The sequence below is a fragment of the Hyphomicrobium sp. CS1BSMeth3 genome (assembly GCF_900117415.1).
Classification (GTDB): Bacteria; Pseudomonadota; Alphaproteobacteria; order Rhizobiales; family Hyphomicrobiaceae.
Genome location: NZ_FPEI01000006.1, coordinates 77,587 through 92,437, shown reverse-complemented (window position 1 = coordinate 92,437; position 14,851 = coordinate 77,587). Strand labels below are relative to the sequence as shown.

Annotated in this window: 12 protein-coding genes; 3 read left to right on the top strand and 9 right to left on the bottom strand. The window is 60.9% G+C overall.

The features are described 5' to 3' along the window. Window positions 1-7 precede the first annotated feature (7 nt). The 3 genes from CS1BSM3_RS15550 to CS1BSM3_RS15540 all read left to right on the top strand — a co-directional run bounded on the left by CS1BSM3_RS15550 (window position 8) and on the right by CS1BSM3_RS15540 (window position 4,196). A complete protein-coding gene (locus CS1BSM3_RS15550; RefSeq protein WP_072388420.1) occupies window positions 8-1,615 on the top strand; it encodes a hypothetical protein in 1,608 nt (535 codons plus the stop codon). Window positions 1,616-1,954: 339 nt separating this feature from the next. Next, complete coding sequence (locus CS1BSM3_RS15545) at window positions 1,955-2,512, top strand: tetratricopeptide repeat protein (RefSeq protein WP_174263697.1); 558 nt, start codon at window positions 1,955-1,957, stop codon at window positions 2,510-2,512. A gap of 370 nt (window positions 2,513-2,882) precedes the next feature. Further along, entirely contained in the window at window positions 2,883-4,196 is a 1,314-nt protein-coding gene (locus tag CS1BSM3_RS15540) for an MFS transporter (RefSeq protein ID WP_072388416.1), read from the top strand. A 172-nt stretch (window positions 4,197-4,368) separates the two neighbouring features. On the opposite strand, the gene CS1BSM3_RS15535 is transcribed toward CS1BSM3_RS15540, so the two are convergent. The 9 genes from CS1BSM3_RS15535 to CS1BSM3_RS15495 all read right to left on the bottom strand — a co-directional run bounded on the left by CS1BSM3_RS15535 (window position 4,369) and on the right by CS1BSM3_RS15495 (window position 14,795). Further along, on the bottom strand, window positions 4,369-4,911 hold the full coding sequence (locus CS1BSM3_RS15535) for a peroxiredoxin (protein WP_072388414.1): 543 nt from the start codon (window positions 4,909-4,911) through the stop codon (window positions 4,369-4,371). A 126-nt stretch (window positions 4,912-5,037) separates the two neighbouring features. After that, window positions 5,038-6,024 (bottom strand): alpha/beta hydrolase, encoded by a 987-nt coding sequence (locus CS1BSM3_RS15530; protein WP_083528635.1) that lies wholly within the window; start codon window positions 6,022-6,024, stop codon window positions 5,038-5,040. Window positions 6,025-6,071: 47 nt separating this feature from the next. Beyond that, on the bottom strand, window positions 6,072-6,404 hold the full coding sequence (locus tag CS1BSM3_RS15525; protein WP_072388412.1) for a ClpX C4-type zinc finger protein: 333 nt from the start codon (window positions 6,402-6,404) through the stop codon (window positions 6,072-6,074). A gap of 116 nt (window positions 6,405-6,520) precedes the next feature. Then, window positions 6,521-8,272 (bottom strand): winged helix-turn-helix domain-containing protein, encoded by a 1,752-nt coding sequence (locus CS1BSM3_RS15520; RefSeq protein ID WP_072388410.1) that lies wholly within the window; start codon window positions 8,270-8,272, stop codon window positions 6,521-6,523. 509 nt (window positions 8,273-8,781) lie between these two features. After that, window positions 8,782-8,925: a hypothetical protein gene (locus CS1BSM3_RS28300; RefSeq protein WP_174263696.1), complete on the bottom strand. Its 144-nt coding sequence runs from the start codon at window positions 8,923-8,925 to the stop codon at window positions 8,782-8,784. Window positions 8,926-8,976: 51 nt separating this feature from the next. Continuing rightward, entirely contained in the window at window positions 8,977-10,338 is a 1,362-nt protein-coding gene (locus CS1BSM3_RS15510; protein ID WP_072388405.1) for an LLM class flavin-dependent oxidoreductase, read from the bottom strand. Between the two features lie 64 nt (window positions 10,339-10,402). Continuing rightward, complete coding sequence (locus CS1BSM3_RS15505; protein WP_174263695.1) at window positions 10,403-11,995, bottom strand: ABC transporter substrate-binding protein; 1,593 nt, start codon at window positions 11,993-11,995, stop codon at window positions 10,403-10,405. 192 nt (window positions 11,996-12,187) lie between these two features. Continuing rightward, window positions 12,188-13,159, bottom strand: coding sequence for an ABC transporter permease (locus tag CS1BSM3_RS15500; RefSeq protein ID WP_072388401.1), 972 nt, complete (start codon window positions 13,157-13,159; stop codon window positions 12,188-12,190). 25 nt (window positions 13,160-13,184) lie between these two features. Continuing rightward, window positions 13,185-14,795, bottom strand: a complete 1,611-nt coding sequence (locus CS1BSM3_RS15495) for an ABC transporter substrate-binding protein (protein ID WP_072388398.1) — start codon at window positions 14,793-14,795, stop codon at window positions 13,185-13,187. Between the last annotated feature and the right edge of the window lie 56 nt (window positions 14,796-14,851).

Sequence of the window (14,851 nt, the reverse complement as noted above, 5' to 3'; positions counted from 1 at the left end):
TTATTGTATGACTTGTATTAGCAGCATTCTTTGCCGTGCCGGAACAGCGACCAGCACTGTTGCGCTGGTCGTCGGTGGCTACCTCGCGATGTCGGGCGCGACGGCGGGCGCCGCGTTTGCTCAAAGCAGCGGCGAGAGCTGGTTCAGCAAGCTGTGGCCCGGCTCGTCGCTGGTCTTCTCATCCGAGCCCAAATCCGAACCGATGTACGTCGGCGCGGCCTCCAAGAAGAAGACGGAAGCGGCAGACGGCAAACGCAGCGACAAGGACAGCAAGGACGATCTTTTTCGACCTGATCCACTGTACGAGGCCAAGTACGATCACAAGGCCAACGTCGACATCTACGGTGCCAAGGTCGAAGTCGATCCTCCGCGTCCGCTCGTCGAGATCGGTCGCCAGCAATACACCTCCGGCATGTACGACCAGAGCAGCACGCTCCTCGGTCAATTGAATCCGCTGCTGCCGGGCCTGTCCGTCTACGGCGACGTCAGGACCGCGGTCGCCTACAACAGGAATGCCGGCAAGGATGTTGCGCAGATCGCGACCCGCGTGAACGTCGACGTCGACTTCAAGATCACCGCCACCGAGCGCATCCACGCCTTCTTCACGCCGCTCCAGAGAGGCACGCAGTTCACGCGCTTTGAATTCGGCGGCGCCGACGGCAATGGCAGGTTCAACGGTGAGTTCGACCTCAGGCCGCAGACGCTCTTCTTCGAGGGTGACCTCGGCTCGCTCTACTCGGGCTTCTCCGGCAAGCAAGCCGGGTTCGACCTGCCCTTCACGTTCGGTCTCTTCCCGCTGTTCCTGCAGAACGGGATCTGGGCAAACGACGCAATCCTCGGCGGCGCAGTGAGCATTCCGGCCAAGAACTCGGCAAAGCTGGGACTGCCCAACTTCGACATCACGCTCTTCGCCGGCTTCGACAATGTCGACAATCCCGGCATCCTCGGCGCGAACAAGCGCAACGCCAACATCTATGGCATCACCACCTTCATCGATGCCTTCGGCGGCTATGTCGAAGCAGGCTACGGGCTTCTGGAGGGCGTCAGAGAGCGCGCCGGTCAATACACGAACTTCCTGACCGCTGCTTACACGCGACGCTACGCGCACACCATTTCGAATTCGACGCGTGTCTTCGCGAACTTCGGGAATGGGCCGAACGACGATGGCGTTGCCATCATCTCGGAGAACAGTCTGATCAGCGGCTTGCCGAGCACGCTGGTCCCTTACGCCAACTTCTTCGTCGGCTTCGGCAATCCTCAGCCCCTCGTCGACGGCTTCAACGCCGGCATCCTGAAGAATGTCGGCATCAACTTCGAGACCGACGCGCTGACCGGCTACCCGAAGCTCAACGATACAGCCTCCAATGCCTGGGGCGGCGCGATCGGCCTGCAGTATCTCTTCAACTTCGATCAGCAGCTCGTCTTCGAAGCCGCGATGGTTCAGCCGTTCAGCAACAACGGCACGGGTGTCCAGGAGGCGCAATACGGCCTCGGTGTCCGCTATCAGATCGCACTCAACCACTCCTGGATCTTCCGTACCGACGCGACCTACCACTTCATCGAAGGCAAAGAAGACAACTTCGGCGTCCGCGCCGAGCTCCGAAGGAAATTCTAACCGATAGCGGACGACGGCTCAGGCCCGGAGAAGAGAACGCGAGGTAATATCATGAGCAGATCCGACATACCGGCTGAGCCGTCCATTCTGTCTCGAGTGCGCTCGTCGAGCGTCGCACTCGACCGAAGAATTCGCGGCCGCACCGGGATACTCGGTGTGACTGCCGCAGCCTTTCTGCTCGTCGCATGCCTCGGCGCCGCAACCTCATATTTGAGGGATCAGCCCGAAGCGACCTCTTCGGCGAGTCCTGGCTCTCGTGACGATACTCTTGCGCGCCTCGAGAACTACGCGCGTTCTATCGGAAGCGAAAAGTCGCCCCCTGCGGCAACTGCCGAGAAGATGCTGCCTGATGTTGGCACGATGATCGAGCGGCTGGCGGCTCGGCTGAAGACATCGCCCGACGACGCCAAAGGCTGGCGGATGCTCGGCTGGTCCTACTTCTACACCGAGCGCTATAAAGAGGCTGTGACGGCCTATGCGAGAGCCGTGGAGCTCGATCCGACTTCTGCTGATCTGAAGCTCGAATACGAAGAGGCCAAGGAGAAGACCTCCGAAGGTGGGGGCTCGAAAACAGCGGCCGCACCTGCGCAAGGCGAGGCCGCCGGCAAGGGTGCTGAGGGACCGACCGCCGAGCAGATCAGCGCATATCAGGCGATGCCGCCGCATGAGCGAGAAGTCGCCATTCGATCGATGGTGGATGGTCTTGCCGCGCGCTTAGAAAATTCTCCTCGGGATGTCGAGGGCTGGATGCGCCTCATGCGCTCTCGCGTCGTGCTTGGTGAGAGCGAGATTGCAGCAGCGGCATTCCGCAAAGCACTCAGTATCTTCAAGGACGACACGTCAGCAGCGAGCAGAATCCGGGCCTCCGCATTCGAGCTCGGCCTGAAGGCTGAATGACGGTCCGCAGCACAACGCCGCCCGCGTCACTCTTGGAAGGCCAAGCTCTTCATCCTCCCCCCGGCGATCAGGGGCCTCGGCCGCGCGTCTCACTTGACTGCCCCCTCCAGCTTCAAAGCTGGCTGGCAGGCTGAGCACCTCGCCAGCAACGTGCCGGCCTGGAGAGACGACGAGCGCCTGCTCTGAATGGAACGCCGCGGGGGCTGGCCGGTGCACCGGTCACTATCACCCACTACGGCGGTGGAAATCCACCGATCCACTCAGCACGACGCCCCGGATCTCGGCAACAGCAATGGGCCACGCCTGGCACGGCGCGTGCTTCGGCCAACCTGACTAGGCGGGCTCAGACAAAGATTCGAGGAAGATTCCCATGTCGGAAGCCACCGTTGAAGCAACCACGCCAAGCCAAGACCAGATCTACAAGGTCGCGCTGGCGAGTATCATCGGCTCCGTAATCGAGCAGTACGATTTCCTGGTTACGGGTGTGATCGCGGCCACCGTCTGGGGTGGACTTTTCTTCAAGCTGTCCACGCTTGCCGCCGCTTCCGCGGCGATCAGCGTCTATGGCATTGGCATCATCATCCGACCGATCGGCGCCTACATTTTCGGCCATATCGCGGACCGATATGGGCGCAGGGACGCGCTTGTCTACGCGCTCGTCCTGATGGGCATCAGCACGTTGCTGATCGGCCTGACGCCAAGTTTCGACAGCATCGGCATCGCTGCGCCGATTCTGTTGATCGTCTTCCGTCTGGCTCAGGGGATCAGTTTCGGCGCCGAGTTCGGCACGGCCGCAACGTGGGTCGTCGAACAGGCGGCGCATTCCAAGTACCGTGCGTTCTGGGGCGCCTGGGTCGGGTTCGCGATCCCGATCGGACTACTCCTCGGCTTCGGCTCCGTGATCCTCGTCAAATCGCTCATGACGCCAGAGGAGTTTTCCGAATGGGGCTGGCGCCTTCTGTTCGTTGCTGGCTTCCTCGTAACGATCGTCGGCATCATCATTCGCACGCGAACCGAGGACAGCTTTGTCTTCGAGCGGCACAGGGCGCAGCGCTCGGTCCTCGAGCACCCCGCATGGCAGGTGTGGCGCGACATGCCGTTGACGATCCTCCGCACGTCGCTCGTCAACGCCATGTTTGGCGGCGCCTTCTTCCTCTACTTCGTGTTCGGCACGAGCTATATGAAGGCAGTTGGTTTTACCGGATCGACGCCTGAAACCATCGGTCTGATCGCCGCAGCTTTCATGCTGGTCTTCATGATCATCGGCGCCTTGCTCGCCGACCTCATCAACCGCCGGACGGTCCTGCTCGTCGCCGCTGTCGTGTTTCTGGTTTTCTCGATCCCCTATTTCTACCTCGTCAACACGGGCAATGTCGTCCTCGCGACCCTCGGGGAGATCATCGGATTCGGCTTGGTCTTCGGTTTTGGCTACGGTGCGATCCCGAGCTTCTACACTGAAAATTTCCCCACGCGCTATCGCGCCTCGGGAGCAAGCGCTGCATATCAGATCGCGCAAGTCTATGGCGGGGGTCTCATCCCGATCCTCGCCGGACTTTTGCTCAACGCTTACGGCGTCCGCGAGGCTTACCTCTATATCGGTGGACTTGTCATGATCTACGCGGTGCTTGCGATCCTGGCCATTCTCGCGACGCCGGAGACCAAAGACGTCGACCTGGAAGGCTGACACGACGGCCATCCGACCAAGCGTGCAGGCGACAAGGAGGCGTCAGCGCCGCGATCATCTAACCCTCGAGCGGATCATCGGGGACGCCGCCGTGATAACTGAAAAGCCCGTGACGCCGGCATCACCGGGCGTAGGAATGCCGAATGTTATGGTCCCTCTTCCGGTCCCGCCCTCAATTCTTGGCCTTCCACGCGCGGATCGACTTGAGGGCAAACTGGATGTGACTTTCGGCGTCTGAGGCCGTCAGGACAGAGTGGATCCTACTGTCCGGCGCGATCACGTATGATGTACGGCTCGCCATAATGCGAGAAGTTGTCCCTCGCGCTGCATCATAGGCACGCACGACGCTCCCGTCCGTATCGGCACCGACCGGGAACTTGTCGCGACATTCTAATCTCGAGAATTCGCGCTGAGTGTCCAACGTATCTGTCGAGATACCGATCACCGAGGCGCCCAGCGTCTCGAATTCCTCCATGGCCTCCGCAAAAAGGCGCGCTTCCTCCGTGCAGACGGATGTGAAGCTCTTGGGATAGAAGTACACGACAACCGGACCCTTGGTCAGGGATGCCGCTAGATCGAATACAATGTCCTTGCCCCCGAGCGCGGCAGGGATTGAGAACGCTGGCGCGGGCGATCCGACGTTCAACTCGGCTCTGGCACCGATCGACACAAGCGTCAGGAAACAAATCAGAAGGGCGTGCGAGAGGACTTTCATGCAGCTCTCCTCGGCTTCGAGCTTGCGGTCTCGTCTCGCCAACCTAGTGCAGGAGCCTCGACGGCGCTATGGCAAGTCTGACAATTAGCTTTCCGGACTGAGGTTCCGCGCCGACAATGTAGGCTGTCAAATTTGACGCGCCAACCAGGCCTGGATGCGTTGTGGGCTCTCGGGGCTTGTGACCAGCCGGAAATGGTTGATCGACGGTATGATCTCGACACGCGCCTGCTGAAGGCTTGCGAAGATCTCAGTGTATCCCTCCGAGCGAAATATCGCATCCTGCTCAGCCCCCAGCACCAGGACAGGGCAGACAATACGCTGGATATCCGCTTTCCAGTCGGGTCGGGGCGTTACCGACGCAAAGAGCCGCCAGCTATACAGCGGCGTCTCGGTTCCATCTCTGGCGGACCGCGGAATCTCGAAGCGCAAGACGGGAAGGCCATCAAAGGCGTGAATGCCGAGCCGCTGCACCATGTCGATCCCGGCAAAGCGGAGCACGAACGGGGTTGCCCAGCCCCCTGAGTCCGTCCGAGCAGCCGGCGAGCTGCGATGGATGTAGGGAGCCAGAAGAAGAAGCGCGTCCGGTCTTGGCTGTCGATCTCCGGAAGCGTAGCGGATGGCCAATCCGCCCCCGATCGAATGGCCGCCAATCATAAAGCGCTTGAAGGGCTTGCTTGCCCTCAGCGCCGAGGCGAGGTCGGCGATGTCGTCTTCCTGCCGGACGACCGTGTCGACATCACCGCGCCTTCCCGGCGCCGCTCCGTGACCGCGCATATCCGGGGTGACAACAGTCACTCCCGTCAACTCCGCGATCGAGCGAGCAAACCGGGCCAGATATCGGGCGTCGCTTCCAGAACCGTGGAGAAAGACCAACACATCAGGGCCGCTACCCAAGTAGCGTCGATAGAGGCGCTTGGTGCCATCGCGTGCAACGAAGAATTCCGGCGCGGCAGGTTGGCCGAGATCTCCGGTCCGCACCAAGTCGGTGAGCTCTCCCGTCGCCTGCGTCGTCGCTTCCTTCTCGGCAGGCGGCGGCCACGCCACGAGAGCAAGTGCCAGACCGACATAGACTGCACCTGCAATGGCTACGAATATGAGCGAGCGTCTGATCATCGCGCCCCACTATCGCCAATTGTGCGTCGCCCGCGTGACGGCAGCTCTCAAGAGAAGCGTTCCCAGGCCGCCTGCCGCGAGATCCCGAGTGCCCTGCCAATGGCATCCCAACTGACGGTGCGCTTGCGCAACTCCTCTATCTGGGCCTGCAAAACCGCCCGAGTACCGTCGACGGTTGCAGCCGTTGGCGCCAACGCAGCGAGAAGCTGCTCGTCGCTCATGGATTCCCAGCCATCGCCGAACTCGGACGGCACCGCGTCGAGGATCTTAACGCAGACCTCTACGCAGGTGCCGCAGATGTGAACCTTGGGGCCTGCGAGCAAACGGCCGACCTGCGCGGCGGACTTCCCGCAGAACGAGCATTTGAGCGTGCGTGTCATCGGGGCACCTCATTAGCGTCAAGTCAAGGATGACCTGACACAGCGACTGCGTCAAGATAAACCTGACACACATAATAACGAGGATCATCGTTGGTGGGCCGTCAGTCCTGCAACCCTCAGGGTTTGGCCGACGCGTGCTGCCCACTCTCCGGGACACCAAGCCGTTTGAGGGTTGCCCGCATGTGTTCACGACGCTCGGCTACGTGCGGATGGCTTCTCGAATTGGGGCGCTTCCAATCGTCGAGCGTGGCCTGCGGCCTCAGCTTCAGGAACTCTTTGATCTTCTCGAGCGCCTTCTCCTCCCGGCCCAGATCCGCGAGCGCAACCGCCATCAGTCGCAGCGTATTCTCGTAGCTGCTGTTTGCCTGATACGATGCTTGAAGAAACGCGAGCGCCCGTTCGGGATCGGGAATATGCAGCGCCGCGAGCCCCTCGAAGTAGCGCCACCAGTACAGGGACAGATCGGTCGGACTTGCTTGAATGACCTGTTCAAGCTCGGTGATCGCTTCCTCGGGCCTGCCCACGTCGATCAGCGTTCGTGCCAGCTCCGCACGGGCAGGCAGAAATCTCGGATCAAGCGCCAGTGCAAGCTTGAAAGCGTTGATCGCCTGCTCGTGCTCCCCTTTCGCGCGCAGCACGCTGCCATGAACGACATGCACACCAGGGCTCTTTGGTTCCGTTTGCCGCGCCAGCTTGATGGCAGCATCCGCCTCCGCAAGCTTCGCGTCGTGCTCTGTGTCCGGAAGCCACCCGTTGAGGCTGTGAATGGCCACCGCCCTGGCATAGTGCGTGAGGGCAAAGAAGTGATCGGCCTCAATGCTGAGGGCCTTCTCGAAATAGGCGATCGCTTCGCCATTCCGCTGTGCGTTGCTCTCTTCGGTCATCAATGCGCGGCCCAGCATCGTGTATTGGCCCGCACCCGGCCTGGTCGGTAAGGGACGCCGCACCTCGGCGCGCTGCAGCTCCGCGACGAGCGTCCGGCCAATGGCGGCTGCCGTCCGGCCCTGGGCACCGTGTTTGCCGAGCGGATAGCCGAACTCGCCGACCCAGAGCTGGCGCGCGGTCTCCGCCTCGATCAATTCGACATTGACCCGCATTTCCTCGCCGTCGCGGCGCACAAGGTTGCGCACGATGTAGCGAACACCAAGCTGTCGGCCGATCGTCATCGGATCGGCCAGAGCATCCTTGATGGCGTTTGTAGGTCGGATCTCGGGCTGGAATCCGCGCGGCGCGCGCACGATACCTGCGGCGATCTCATCGGCGAGGACGGCAAGAGCTGTATCGGCGGCGTCGCCCAACGGCTTTACAGGCAGGACGACAAGGGATGGCTTCGCCATCATCGTCAGCTCGGCCGGGCGCATGAACCATACCCAGCCCGCCCAACCAGCACACAAAACAAGGAGTGCGATGGCTAAAGCCAGTGCCCGCCAGCGCAGCCGGGCGGATAGGATGGGGCACCATTCAGCAATGCGGCCCCACATCATCGCCGCCGTTTGCGTCAACGTGTTCGGCTTTGCGGTTGTCGCTGCCGCGCCGTCAGGGTCGACCACCGACACCGGCGCGGCAAACCTATAGCCCTGGCGGGGAACCGTGCGGATGATCGGCTGTTTCGCCTCCGCCAGAGCCTCGCGGATGTCCGCAATGCACTGAGCCACCGAGTTGACGTTCGTCTGCTTCGGGTTCTCCCAGCAGTTGTCGATCAGGTCCGCGTTGGTGACCACCTGATCGGAGTGCTGCACGAGATAGGCGAGCACTTTGAGAGACTGTGGCCGAAGCGCAATCGTCCTACCGCGCTGCTGCAGGACGGGCTCGTCCGACAGGTCCAGGGTGAAACGATCAAAGCGCACTGCCTCCATGGCCGCGTTCATCCCTCCGCTCGCAACCTTATGGGAAATTAGCATTTTCAGAACGCGTTCAGCAACGTTCAGCGCTTCGCCGTTGCCGTCCCCCGCCACCACATTTAGCCGTTTCGACGTGCGGACGAGCGTCGAAACGGCGACGGCAGCTTGAGCTGCTGCGCGGGGATCTCCGATGGCAAAGATGTACGTCCTGAGAACTAGGCACCCCACCACGGCTGGTCATGGCTGCCAGCAGTGTGACCACTCATCGAAAACCACCACGGAGGACAACCTGTGAAGATCGCTATCTCTTGTGCTTTCGCCTTGCTCTTCTTCTCGCTGGCCTCGGAAGCGTCTGCCCAGTCATCGTGCAGTGGCTTCTTCAGCCAATGCCAATCACGCTGCAGGGCCAATGCGGCGGACCCCGAGACCTGCATTGCACGAATATGCCGTCCTAAGCTCGCGGCGTGTCGCAAGTCAGGCTGCTACCAGGAAACCGCTCGCTTCGGCGGCGCCAACCACTGCAACCTGAAGAAGTCCTAGTCTCGTCGCGTCCGCCGCAGATCGGGCTTGGGCGACACGCCACAGGCTTTCGCGAGTGCCTCGAACATCGGCGGGCGCTGATCAAACACCACCATGCGGAAGTGGCTTTCGGCGTCGGCCGGGCGGGCGAGGTCGCCCAATCCAGAGATCCCCGAAGATGTTGCAAGACCCGCGTCTCGAGCCTGCCGACCTCAGCGGATGCGCACCTTGGCGCTCGGATGATTGGCCGGCGTCTTAGCCCCTTTGCCGTATAGTTTGTCGCGCAAGGTGCCGGTGCCGTACTCCTTCTTGAACATGCCGCGCCGCTGAAGCTCCGGCACGACAAGCTCGACAAAATCGGACATGGACTCGGGCTTGATCGGCACGATGAGGTTGAAGCCATCGACGTCGGCTTCGACCACCCAGCGCTCCAGCTCGTCAGCCACGGTCTTGGGCGATCCGACCACTATGGGCTGCACGCCATCGCGATCCAGGCTGTTGGCGACATCAGCTACAGTCCACGGCCGTTCTGGATTTCCCTTCGTCAAGTTCTCGAGAATGGACTGGATGCTGTTGGTCGAAATGCTCTTGATGGGACCATTGAGATCCAGCTTGGAGAGATCAGTACCGATGAAGCCCGAGAGCCGCACGAGGCTTCCTTCCGGATCGATGTAACGGCTGTACTCCGCGTGCTTTGCTTCGGCCTCGCTGTCCGTCGGTGCCGCGATCACGTTGATCGACATCAGCGTCTGAATATCGTGGGGGGAGCGCCCCTGTTCGACGGCTGCCTCGCGGATCTTTTTCACGCGCCCGCCGACAACCGAGGGGCGCGGTCCGTTGATGAAGACACACTCCGCATGGCGGCCGGCAAACTCAACTCCCTTGCTGGATGTGCCGGCCTGGTAGAGCACAGGGGTGCGTTGCGGCGACGGCTCCGACATATGCACCGCATCAAGCTTGAAGTACTTGCCGTCGTGCTGAATGCGATGAACCTTCGAAGGATCGGCATAGATGCCGTTCTCGACATCACGGAGAACGGCATCATCCTCCCAGCTCTGCTCCCAGAGCCGGTAGACGACATCCATGAACTCCTCGGCGATGACATAGCGCTCGTCATGGCCGATCATCCGTTCGTCACCTTTGGCCTTCGCCGCACTCTCAAGGAAGCCGGTGACGATATTCCAGCCGATCCGCCCATTCGTGATGTGATCGAGCGTCGAGATCTTGCGCGCAAAAGAGTAGGGGACCTCGTCGGTCACGCTGAAGGTGATGCCGAAGCCGAGATGCTTCGTCGCTGCCGCCATCGCCGACACGAGCAGCGAAGGGTCGTTTTTAGGGATCATCACGCCGCTGCGGATCGCGGCCTCGGGGGAGCCACCATAGACATCGTAGACCCCAAGGCCGTCTGCCATGAAGATCCCATCGAACTTCCCGCGCTCGAGCAGCTTGGCGAACTCTATCCAGTACTCGAGGTTCGTGTAGTCGAGCGAATGGTCACGGGGATGTCGCCACAGACCCTGATGGGAGTGCGTCACTGAATTCATGACAAAGGCGTTCAGCCGGATTTCCTTCATGACCCTTCAACCTCGGGATCTGGTGACCAGAACTGTTCGAGCCTGCGGACGTTTGCGCGGCCGCTTACTTCTTGGACTCGGCCAAGGGCCGTATGGCGTCAGCGATCGTGTATTCGTTGGAGTAGATGGTGGCGTCCAACCCCTTGCGGACGGCGACAACGACGGCCTGGAGGTGGAGTGGCAGCACGCCAACGTCCTCCATGGCGATCCTCATGGCTTCCGCCTGATCGGCGTGCCGCTTCGTCGAGTCGAGGATGACGGCACTGTCGACGATCAGCTTGTCGACCTTGGGATTCGAGTAGTGTCCGAGATTCCACGCCCCGAGCCGACGCGATTTGTCGTACGTGTGGAGGACGTTCTCGAGTGCGCCGCCGACCTCGCCGGCATACGACGAGGCCCATGTCGACATGAAGATGCTACCCCGCTCTCCAGCGTGATTGGTCATACGCGAGATGTACACGTTGTAAGGCGTGACCTCGACTTCGGTCTTGATGCCGACCCGCTGGAGCATCTGCCCAAGTACCTGGCAAATCCGCGCATCATTGACGAGCCGCCCACTCGGGCACTGGAGTTTGAGGCTGAAACCATTGGGCCAGCCTGCCTCGGCCAGGAGCTTGCGCGCGCCGGCTGGATCGCTCTTCACGGGCAAGAGCTCTTTGTTGAATCCACCGAGGCTCGGAGCGCCGACCTGGTTGATCGGATAGGAAAGCCCATCCATCACGCGGTCGCGGATCGCCTCGCGGTCGACGGCCATCGACAAGGCGCGGCGGACACGGACATCGGCCAGAGGATTCTTGTCGATGGCTTCGCCGTTCGGTCCCTTGATGAAGGGCGTGGGCGACCGCTCGGTGTCGAGCGACATATAAACTGCGCGGTCACTCGGCCCGGACAGTACGTTGAACTCCGGCCTGGCCTTCAGCGTGGCAATCTCTTCAGGCGGTACGCCGTCAATCGCATCCACATCCCCCGCCAGGAGCGCCGCAACGCGCGCAGCGTTGTTCGTCAGAAACCGGAAGGTGACCTTCGACCAGCGCGCCTTCTCGCCGAAATAATCATCGTTGCGCTCGAGAACGAGACGGTCGCCCGGTGTGAAGGAAACGAATTTGTATGGCCCCGCGCCGACATTGGCAGCCGCTGTACCGAATTCGGCCGTCGCCACCTTGGCGATCACAGAGGCTGGCAGAATGGCAATCTGGCTGAAGCTGTTGGCAAGCGTCGGATAGGGTCGCGATGTCTTGACGCGCAGCGTCCGCGCATCCACCTCGACGAATTCAGTCACGCCAGCGAAGAGGCTCGCGTAGCTACCGCGCGGGTTGTTACGCGCGCGATTGAGCGAGGCGATGACATCGGCAACGGTCACGGGCTCGCCATTGCCGAACTTGACGTTCGGTCGAAGAACGAATTCCCACTCGTTGTCCGATAGGGGCTTGAAGGTCTCGGCAAGGGCCGGAATGAGCTTGTTGTCCGGCGTCGTGCGAACGAGGAAGCCGAGGTAGTGGACATAGAACTGCGTGCTTGCGCCGGACCAAATCGTATGCGGGTCCATCGAGGCGGGCTCTGTCCGCGCGCCAACTTTGAGCTCGTCGCTGCCGGCGGGCGTCACAATCCCGATCGCCACGCTAAGGCCGACCGCCACCAATCCAAAAAGCCGATTCATTCCCATAATCCTCCTTGGACCGCGTCGAGGCGGAGGTTGCGCCAATCCACGCTCCCTGCATTCGCGCGAGGGCCCGTTATTTCAATAAAGATACAGACAATGAAGGATAGGCGCAGTCTGGTTGAAAAAAAACAAGCCATAAAATTTCATATGAGCGAGATGCTAACCAGATCAGCAATCAGTCGCGCGGCGTCAATCGGCCTGAATGCGCACGCGCGGATCGAGCAGGAAATAGAGGATGTCGACGATCACGTTGATGGTCGTAAAAAGCAGAACGATGATCACGAGGTAGGCGACCATGACCGGTCGATCGAGCGAGTTGATGCTGTCGATGATCAGCTTGCCCATCCCGGGCCAACCAAAGATGGTCTCTGTAACAACGGAGAACGCAATGGTCGTGCCAAGCTCGATGCCGACGACCGTGACCACCGGGATCATCAGGTTCTTGAGCACGTGAACCGAGATGATGCGCTTGGGCGCCAGGCCCTTCGCTCGCGCAAACCGCACGTACTCCAACGGCAATGTCTCACGCACACCGGCGCGGACGAGCCGCAGGACCAGCGCGATCTTGAAGAGCGAGAGCGTGATCGCCGGCAAGATCAGATGCTTCAAGCCATTCAAGGTGAGGAATGACCATTGAATGCCGAACAGCTCGGCGGTATCGCCGCGCCCGTTGCTCGGCAACCACCCAAGGTGAACCGAGAAGACCAACACCAGCATCAGTCCCAACCAGAAGGTCGGCAAGCTGAAACCGACGATGCTGATCGTCATGATGGCCTTCGAGACGACGGAGTCCGGATACAGTCCGCAATAGAGGCCAAGCGGCACACCAATCGTCACCGAAAGAAGCAAGGCCGCGAAAGCCAACTCCAGCGTCGCCGGCATCCGCATAAGAATGAGCCCGAGCGCAGGCTCGTTGTAGACGAAGCTGATGCCGAGATCCCCGCGCAGCACGCCCTTGAGGAAGATGAAGTACTGCTCCCAGATCGGGCGGTCGAGATAGAGCGCCGCGATAAGGCGCTCGCGCTCATCCGGTCCCGCTTCCGGCGATATCAGGATGGCCACGGGATCGCCAATCACGCTCACGCCGATGAACACGATGACCGTCATGGCAAGCACGACGAAGGCTGCCTGAAACAATCTCTGTATCAGCCAGAAGATCATAGGCGGCCTCCGCGATATCGCCTGCTCAGTTAGAGGTTGGCTCGACGAAATCGGCCAGCGTGCATTCGTTGGCCTGGACCGTGTACTTCAGGCCCTTGCGCGTCGCGACGATAACCACCTGCGTGTGCAGCGGAATCGCAGCAACGTCCTCCATCGCCTTCGTCATAACCTCCGCCTGGATGGCGTGGCGCTCCTTGGCGTCCAGCGTGGACAACCCCTTCACGATCAGCTTGTCCACTTCGGGGTTGGAGTACATGCCGATGTTCCAGGCCCCGAGACGCTGTTCCTTGTCCCAGGTGTGGATGGCATTCTGAAGCACGTTGGCCTCACCAGAGCTTGATGCGCCCCAACCGAACAGCATAAGGCTGGCGCGATCACCGGTCTTGTTCGTGACGCGCGAAGCAAAAACGCCGTATGGCATCACCTCGACTGTGACCTTGATGTTGATGCGACCGAGCATCTGAGCCGCGGCCTGACAGATCTTGGACGCATTCACATAGCGCCCTTCAGGGCACGCGAGTGCGATCCCGAAGCCATCGGCCCAGCCAGCTTCCTTCATCAGCGCGCGCGCCTTCGGCAGGTCGACTTTTGCCTCAGGAATGTTGGCCGCGTAGCCCCCAAGCCCCTTCGGGATGAGCTGGTTGTTGGGAATGGAGTGCCCATCCATGACGCGGTCACGGATCAGCTCGCGGTCAATGGCGAGCGACATGGCACGGCGGACGCGCACATCCTTGAGCGGATTTGTCGTCAGCTTGTTGCCCTGAAGATCCGTGATGAAGGGCGAGACATCCCGGCTGCTATCCATCGCCAGCATGATGATGCGATCGGATGGGCCCGTGTAGAGCGTAAATCTCGGGTCTTTCGCGATCGTCGCGGCATCTTCCGGCGGCACGCCGTCGATCATGTCCACATCACCGGAAAGCAATGCCGCCACGCGCGTCGCGTTGTTGGTGAGAATGCGGAAGGTGACTTTGTCCCAGCGGGCTTTGGGGCCGACATAGGCGCCGTTGCGCTCGACGACCAGGCGGTTAGCCGGCACATACTCCACGAACTTGTAAGCCGAACTCGAAATATTGGCTCTGCCGGAAGAGAAATCTGCCTGGGTTGCTGTCTTCGCCACCTCTGCCGGAAGTACGGAAATCTGCGTCATGGTCGCCGGCCACGTCGGATATGGCCTCGACGTCACCACGTGCATGGTGAGATCATCGATCGCCTTCATCTCCTTCACGCCGGCGAACAAGCCGGCAAAAGTTCCGATCGCATTCGGCAGCGTTCGAGCTCGTTCGTAGGAAGCGACTACGTCATTCACTGTCACTGGCGCGCCGTTCGAGAACTTCAGTCCCTCGTTGAGCTTGACCTCCCACAAATTTGGAGAGACGGCCGTGGCGGATTTCGCCATTCGGGGAACGACTTTATCGTTCTCGTCGAGCCAGTTCATGAAGCCGAGGTAGTGGTAGAAATACTGCGTGTTCGACATCGCCCACGAGGAGTGGGGATCGATGACGATGTCGCTGCGAGCGCCGATCTTGAGCTCCTGCGCCTGTGCGGGAAGCAGGCACGCGGCAAGGCCAATGACAGCGGCAGTCACCTCACAGGTGAAACGCCGGGCAACACGAGATACCAGATCAAATGCCATTTCCGCCTCGCTTTCCTATCAATCGCGCTGCTCGCGAATGCAGCAACTTGCCCGTA

Coding starts and splice junctions, on each gene's coding strand:
- CS1BSM3_RS15510 (WP_072388405.1), bottom strand. CDS start 10,338: ATGAAGGAAATCCGGCTGAACGCCTTTGTCATGAATTCAGTGACGCAC.
- CS1BSM3_RS15530 (WP_083528635.1), bottom strand. CDS start 6,024: ATGATCAGACGCTCGCTCATATTCGTAGCCATTGCAGGTGCAGTCTAT.
- CS1BSM3_RS15500 (WP_072388401.1), bottom strand. CDS start 13,159: ATGATCTTCTGGCTGATACAGAGATTGTTTCAGGCAGCCTTCGTCGTG.
- CS1BSM3_RS15535 (WP_072388414.1), bottom strand. CDS start 4,911: ATGAAAGTCCTCTCGCACGCCCTTCTGATTTGTTTCCTGACGCTTGTG.
- CS1BSM3_RS15540 (WP_072388416.1), top strand. CDS start 2,883: ATGTCGGAAGCCACCGTTGAAGCAACCACGCCAAGCCAAGACCAGATC.
- CS1BSM3_RS15495 (WP_072388398.1), bottom strand. CDS start 14,795: ATGGCATTTGATCTGGTATCTCGTGTTGCCCGGCGTTTCACCTGTGAG.
- CS1BSM3_RS15550 (WP_072388420.1), top strand. CDS start 8: ATGACTTGTATTAGCAGCATTCTTTGCCGTGCCGGAACAGCGACCAGC.
- CS1BSM3_RS15520 (WP_072388410.1), bottom strand. CDS start 8,272: ATGAACGCGGCCATGGAGGCAGTGCGCTTTGATCGTTTCACCCTGGAC.
- CS1BSM3_RS15525 (WP_072388412.1), bottom strand. CDS start 6,404: ATGACACGCACGCTCAAATGCTCGTTCTGCGGGAAGTCCGCCGCGCAG.
- CS1BSM3_RS15545 (WP_174263697.1), top strand. CDS start 1,955: ATGCTGCCTGATGTTGGCACGATGATCGAGCGGCTGGCGGCTCGGCTG.
- CS1BSM3_RS15505 (WP_174263695.1), bottom strand. CDS start 11,995: ATGAATCGGCTTTTTGGATTGGTGGCGGTCGGCCTTAGCGTGGCGATC.